The organism is Mucilaginibacter sp., assembly GCF_036383575.1.
Classification (GTDB): Bacteria; Bacteroidota; Bacteroidia; order Sphingobacteriales; family Sphingobacteriaceae; genus Mucilaginibacter.
The window spans coordinates 1-6,366 of record NZ_DASVOB010000236.1; the positions used below are offsets into that span (position 1 = coordinate 1).

The following is a 6,366-nucleotide window of genomic DNA, read 5'->3' on the forward strand; positions in this document are numbered from 1 at the left end:
TTCTTTCACTTCCATCCCTAACACCACCTCGCCGCTTGGTGTAAACTTGATCGCGTTGTGAACCAGATTAGTGATCACCTGTGATAAACGGGTGGGGTCGCCGAGCAGTTTATGCTGCAATTTCTTATCAAAATCAAGTCGCAGGGTTATGTCTTTATCATGAGCTGTCGTTTGCAAGCCGCCAACTACATTGCGGGCAATTGCGGCCAGGTCCATTTCAATATGTTCGAAAGTTATTTTCCCGGCTTCTATTTTGTTATAGTCAAGTACATCGTTCACTATGGCCAACAGGTTATTAGCCGAAAAAAGCATGACGTTGAGATGTTCGATCTGATCCTTGCGTGGCTCGTTCTTAAGCAGCAGATGGCTCATCCCTATTACCGAATTAAGCGGTGTCCGGATTTCGTGGCTCATCGTGCTCAAAAATTCACTTTTAACCTTTAAACCCTGTTCGGCTTCAGCCCTCGCCTTTTTCAATACAAATGATACCCGGTGTGCCAAAACAAGCGATTGCAGAAAGAAAAAAGCGATATAACCTAAAAAACTAACCAGCTGCAAGGGAGGTATTAATGCCCAGTAATGAAACAGAGAAATACCAAATACCGACATTAAAGCAAATGCGCTCATCAATGCATAAACGGATCCCGGCCTGTCATTACGCCAGGCCTTTGAGTATACATACGGAATATAAACCAGGCAAAATAACATTACCACTAAAAAAGGGTTCACCAGTTGGGTAAAAATCCAGGCAGGACTAAACAGTGTCATCAAAGTAAACGAAAAGGACACCCCATTGATAGTATTTACAACCCGGTGATTTACATCTATAGGGTATAAATAACTGGTGTATAAGCCAAACAAGCCTATTCCCAAAAACAGGCTCATATACTCCAACCGTGCTGTTATATACCAGTTAATATCGGGCAATAAAGTGTGCAGCACATAGTTATCTGTACCAATGATGCGGTAGCTATAAACTATAGAGAACAGGGCAAAAAGCAAAATGGCTTTATCACGGCTACCCAGTAAGTATAAGCCAAGGAAGAACAATCCGCCCATGAGTAAGCAGCCTGTCAGCATCAGGTCAATACCTTCGGCTTGATGACGGGCCAGGTCAATTCTTTCGGCAGGGCCTATAAATATAGGCTTACCAATGCCTCCCTTACTGTGTATAAAGTTGGAAATCTGCAAAGTAATATTGACAGTATCACTATTGGGCAGATCAATAGCGTGGTACTCCCAGTGTGCTTCAAAGCCTTTGGGAGAGGTGGTTACAGTGCCGTTTGATGATGCTAATTTACTGTTGATATAAAGCCTGTATGCACTGTAAACATCAGGCATCCCCAGCTTTAACGCACCGTGTTTTGAGGGAAGTAAGATTTTAAGCCGGTAAGTACCGTAGCCAAAGGCGGGCAGTTTTTTACCCCGCCAGGTGTATCCGCTCCATTTAAACGGAAATTCAACCAGTAACCTGTCCTTAATAACCGCCGTATCATTGGGGTTTACCAGTTGGTTCCAATAAAACAACCAGTTACCAGTTAGTTCAATTTTATCGTTAATGGATTTATTGCGAAGATCCAATACACCGTGTACCGCAGCTACATAGTTTGTTTGTGCAGGTACCTTTGCAATGGTGCCTGTTAATAAAATAAATACTATATATATAAGCTTACTGGCTTTCATTGATTTACGGCAGTTACTATAAAAATCGAAAGCTCACCAATTTGTTTCCTTCCGGGGTGCGGAATAGGGTTTATTTATCATTATTAAGCTCAGGGATCTTTATAATAAAGTGTGAATATAACAACCCATACGAATATTGTGAACTATTTATTGTGGCTCATCGGTTTACATAAACAATGGGTTAAATTGACATCCAATTTAAGTAGTAATAGTTAATGTTATGTCAATAAAAAAAGCGGCAGAAAATTATCCTGCCGCCTTAAGTTGAATTTAACTTATGTTATTTACTCACGGGGCCATCTAAAACCGGCACCGTTACTGTAGTGATCTCTGTTTGCGGGGCATCATTCAACTGATCAAGCACAACAACGCTGTTTGTTCCTTTTTTAAGCCAGCAGCCCGGCAGGTAAAGCGTTTGTTGCGGACCAATTTTCCAGTAACGGCCAATGTTGATCCCGTTTACAAATACAATACCTTTACCCCAGTTCTTCAGATCTAAAAAGGTATCTCCCTGTTTATTCAGGTCAAATGTTCCCTGGTAAAGTGTTGGATGACCAACCGTGTTTGTTGTGCCAGGCGCAAGTGCCGGAACCTTATCCATGGGCAGTTTGTACATTTGCCAGTTACCGGTAATTTCATGATCATCTATCTTCACCGGGCTGATAATGCCTTTAAGGTTATGGATGATCTCGCTACCGTAATTGATCCGACCAAGGTTTTCTACCAAAATATCCAGGCGGGCATTAAACGGAATGTTTATAGGGCATGTAAATTTGTTGCTTTGCCTGTTAAGCTCGCCAACCTTTTCGCCGTTAACATATATGGTTGCGTAATCGCGCAGGCCTTCCAGGTTTAAAGTGCCGTTGATGGGCTGTGTAAACTTACGGCTGTATAATACATAACCATGCCCCTGGTTAAGGGTTTCAAATGTTTGCGGGGTATCACTTTCAACAGCAGTCTGATTTTTGGCGAGTTCCAGCAGGTCGGCCGTTTTGGTGAGCTTAATAGCAGGGATCTGGATCACTGGGATTTGCGCGGGAACCTCTGGGATAGTATAACCTGCATACTTTTTCATCAGGTTGCGGATAGCCATAAATTTGGAAGTTGCCCAACCTGCCTCGCTGATTGGCGCATCATAATCATAACTGGTAATATCCGGCTGAATCTGGTGCTCTTTGTCATAATTAGCACCGCTTGTAAAACCAAAATTAGTGCCACCGTGTGCCATGTAAATATTGAATGAAACGGTATCCTTTAGATACTTCTCCAGATCTTTAACTACCGAAGTTTCTGATACTTTCTCAAACTTCTCGCCCCAGTGGTCAAGCCAGCCGGGATAGTATTCGGCTACCATATAAGGGCCTTTACCTTCATTATATTGGTTGATGAGTTTCTTCAGATTTTTGGTATCACCCTCGCCATTGGCTGTAGGTAATGCCCCTTTAATTACACCTCCTTCAAACAGCCAGTCGCCATCTGATGTAAATAAAGGCACATCAACACCGGCTTTCAACAGCAGATCTTTTATGGCAGCGCTGTAAATTTTATGATCGGCAAGCGGTATATCCTTACGCTGGGCTACATATGATCCAAACTCATTTTCGGCCTGTACCATAATAATTGGCCCTCCGTGAGTAATTTGCAGGTCCTTAACCTGCCCCATTAACTGGTTGATGTAAGTTTTGCATGAATCCAGGAAGCGATCATTTTTACTGCGGATAACCAATTGTTTATCATTTTGAAGCCACCATGGATAGCTGCCAAACTCCCATTCGGCACAAGCGTATGGGCCTGGCCTTAATATCACCATCAAGCCCTCCTGCTGAGCGGTTTTCACAAACTCGCGAATGTCGCGGTTTTCGGTTTTAAAATCCCATACGCCCGGACTGGTTTCATGGTGGTTCCAGAATACGTAGGTAGCAACAGCGTTCATGCCCATTGCCCTAAGCATTTGCAGGCGCTGCTTCCAGTATGCTTTCGGGATCCGCGCAAAATGCATCTCGCCCGAATGGATCTGGATAGGTTTTCCATCATATATAAAACTACCATCGGCAATTTTAAAACTATGTTTCGCCTGGCTAAAAACCTGTGATGTAATGAGGGTTAGCAATAATAAAGAGAGGAATGTTTTTTTCATTTGCGTTGTAAGCTTGACGATGATAAACCCGGCAGGTATATCATTCATAATGTTTATAAGCACCTAAGTTATAAACCCAAAATAGTAACACCTAACTTATTTCAACGCAAACGTTTGCTGAACCGGGGAAATTTGAATTATATAGAATGGAGAGTGATATCCTAAACTTCAAGCTTTTGCAAGCTGGCGCTTTCCTTAAGCTTATTGATAGCCCGGTTTCGTAGTTGCCTTACCCTTTCTGCGCTAACCCCAAGCCTGTTACCTATTTCGGGGGCCGAGAGTTCACTGTGCCCATCGAGGCCATAGTGGTAAAATATAACGGAACGTTCGGCACCGTTTAGCTTACTGAGCAAATCATCAAGCTGTTGTTTGAGTTGTGATGCCTCCAAAAGGCCCTCTGCTCCGGGTTCGTCGATATGTAAACGATCGAGCAGGCTGTACCCATCATCGCCCAGTGTGTCAGACTTATCGTAAGAATGCGTAAACGGAGCAACATACAATGCCTCTTTTACTTTCCACTCGGCAGTTTCCAAAAATGCGGCTATCTCATCCTGAACGGGAAGCCGCTCCAATTGTTGTTCCAGAACGCCTGTTGCCCTGTTAACATGAACTATCATATATACCTGGTTGGCAGGCAGGCGGATCATCCTTGTTTTATCAAGGAGCGCTTCCATGATGCGCTGCCTGATCCACCAAACAGCGTAAGATATAAACTTGAAGCCGCGGGTTTCATCAAATCGTTTCGCGGCTTCAAGCAAACCTAAATTACCTTCGCTTATCAAATCGCCTATGGGCATCCCCTGGTGCTGATACTTTTTCGCCACCGAAACCACAAAACGCAGATTTGCCCTTACAAGCTTATGCAAGGCCGACAGGTCGCCCTGCCGGATCTTTCCGGCTAACAGCACTTCTTCTTCCGCGCTAATGGTTGGCTCTCGGGTTATATCGCTGAAATACATCTCCAGCGAAGCGGCATCCCGGGCAGTGATCGATTGGGTAATATTCAGCTCTTTCATTACTACCGATGTTTAACTCACGGTTGCAGTATTGCTATCATTTTTATAAACCGGTGCCAGGTGATGAAGCATATCAGCGGTCATGGCAGCAAGATCATATTCGGGTTGCCAGTTCCAGTCTTGCTTTGCTTCATTATCATCAACACCAACCGGCCATGAGTTCGCGATCGACTGGCGTTTATCTGCGCTGTAGCTGATAGTAAAGCCGGGCAGGTGCTTTTGCAATTCTGTTACCAATTGGGCAGGTGTAAAGCTCAAGGCACCGATATTATATGCGCCGCGTTCTTTTAGCGCCTCAGCCGGGGCATTCATCAGTTCAATGGTTGCCCTTACTGCGTCTTCCATGTACATCATCGGCAAAGCAGTGTCTGAGTTCAGATAGCATTCATATGCTCCCTTTTGCAAAGCTTCGTGAAATATAGCCACTGCATAATCAGTAGTACCTCCACCAGCCGGGGCGCTATAACTGATCAGGCCGGGATAACGAATACTGCGCACATCAAGCCCATATTGTTCCCTGTAATAGGCGCACCATTGTTCGCCGGCTTCCTTGCTAATGCCATAAACCGTTTGCGGATCGAGCAAAGCATCCTGCGGACTGATCTTACGTGCTGTTGATGGCCCGAATACCGCAATACTGCTTGGCCAAAACACCTTATCCAATTTATGATCTTTGGCCACTTCCAATATATTCAACAGGCTTTGCATGTTCAGGTGCCATGCTTTTAGCGGAGCTTCCTCTCCTTTGGCCGATAAAGTAGCGGCCAGATGATAAATTTGCGTTACACCATAGGTAACAACAAGGTTTTCCAGTTCATCTTTATCCAGTACGTTTAGCTGGTGGTATGGCCGTTCCTGATCTGGTATTTTTGCAGCATCATGTAGGTCGGTAGCAATTACCTGTTTCCTGCCATAAAGGTTTCTTAAAGCGGCAACCAGTTCCGTACCGATCTGCCCGCGGGCGCCGGTAACAAGAATTACCGGTGATGGTTGTATTTTGTCGTGTTCCATAGAATTATGATGTAAAATTGTATATTCACAACCTCATAATCCATAGAGTACTTAAAATTTGGTTTTTAAGACTAAAAACACATTTAAAAACAGGTTTTAAAACTTCAGGTAAATATTTAAAGCTTATATTTTAGTTTTTATAACTTTTATGCTTAATCAACTCGACGAAACAGATATCCGCATACTCCAGCTGTTGCAGGAAAATGCACGACTTACCGGCCAGGAAATAGGCCTTAAGCTTAATAAAACCACCACCCCTATCAATAACCGCATCCGCTCATTGCAGGAGCGCGGCTATATCAAAAAATATGTTGCAGTGCTTGATCATGAAAAGCTGGAACTTGATTTCATGACCTTTACCCATGTGCAACTGAAAGACCACAGCCAGCATAGCTTAAGCCATTTTGAAAGCGAGATCATTAAACTCCCCGAAGTACTGGAATGTTATCACCTTACCGGCGATTTTGATTTTATCCTTAAGGTAACCGTAAAGGACCGTAAAGAGTACTATGATTTTTT

General features: G+C 43.7%; 5 protein-coding genes. 1 reads left to right on the plus strand and 4 read right to left on the minus strand.

Annotation, left to right across the window (positions count from 1 at the left end; all coding sequences use genetic code 11):
- The 4 genes from VF500_RS08400 to VF500_RS08415 all read right to left on the minus strand — a co-directional run.
- Positions 1-1,683 (minus strand): 7TM-DISM domain-containing protein (locus tag VF500_RS08400; protein WP_330859246.1); only part of this gene is annotated, 1,683 nt, incomplete at its 3' end.
- Positions 1,684-1,963: 280 nt separating this feature from the next.
- Positions 1,964-3,868, minus strand: a complete 1,905-nt coding sequence (locus VF500_RS08405; RefSeq protein ID WP_330859247.1) for a beta-galactosidase — start codon at positions 3,866-3,868, stop codon at positions 1,964-1,966.
- Positions 3,869-3,981: 113 nt separating this feature from the next.
- Complete coding sequence (locus VF500_RS08410) at positions 3,982-4,836, minus strand: RNA polymerase sigma factor RpoD/SigA (protein ID WP_330859248.1); 855 nt, start codon at positions 4,834-4,836, stop codon at positions 3,982-3,984.
- 12 nt (positions 4,837-4,848) lie between these two features.
- The gene (locus VF500_RS08415; RefSeq protein WP_330859249.1) at positions 4,849-5,847 is read right to left on the minus strand and encodes an NAD-dependent epimerase/dehydratase family protein; all 999 of its coding nucleotides are present in this window, start codon (positions 5,845-5,847) and stop codon (positions 4,849-4,851) included.
- A 148-nt stretch (positions 5,848-5,995) separates the two neighbouring features.
- Between VF500_RS08415 and VF500_RS08420 the strand changes: the two genes are divergently transcribed.
- A partial coding sequence (locus VF500_RS08420; RefSeq protein WP_330859250.1) for an Lrp/AsnC family transcriptional regulator occupies positions 5,996-6,366 on the plus strand: 371 nt, incomplete at its 3' end.

Bases quoted from the DNA above. Each gene is read 5' to 3' on its own strand.
- VF500_RS08405 (WP_330859247.1), bottom strand. From the start codon at position 3,868: ATGAATGATATACCTGCCGGGTTTATCATCGTCAAGCTTACAACGCAA.
- VF500_RS08410 (WP_330859248.1), bottom strand. From the start codon at position 4,836: ATGAAAGAGCTGAATATTACCCAATCGATCACTGCCCGGGATGCCGCT.
- VF500_RS08415 (WP_330859249.1), bottom strand. From the start codon at position 5,847: ATGGAACACGACAAAATACAACCATCACCGGTAATTCTTGTTACCGGC.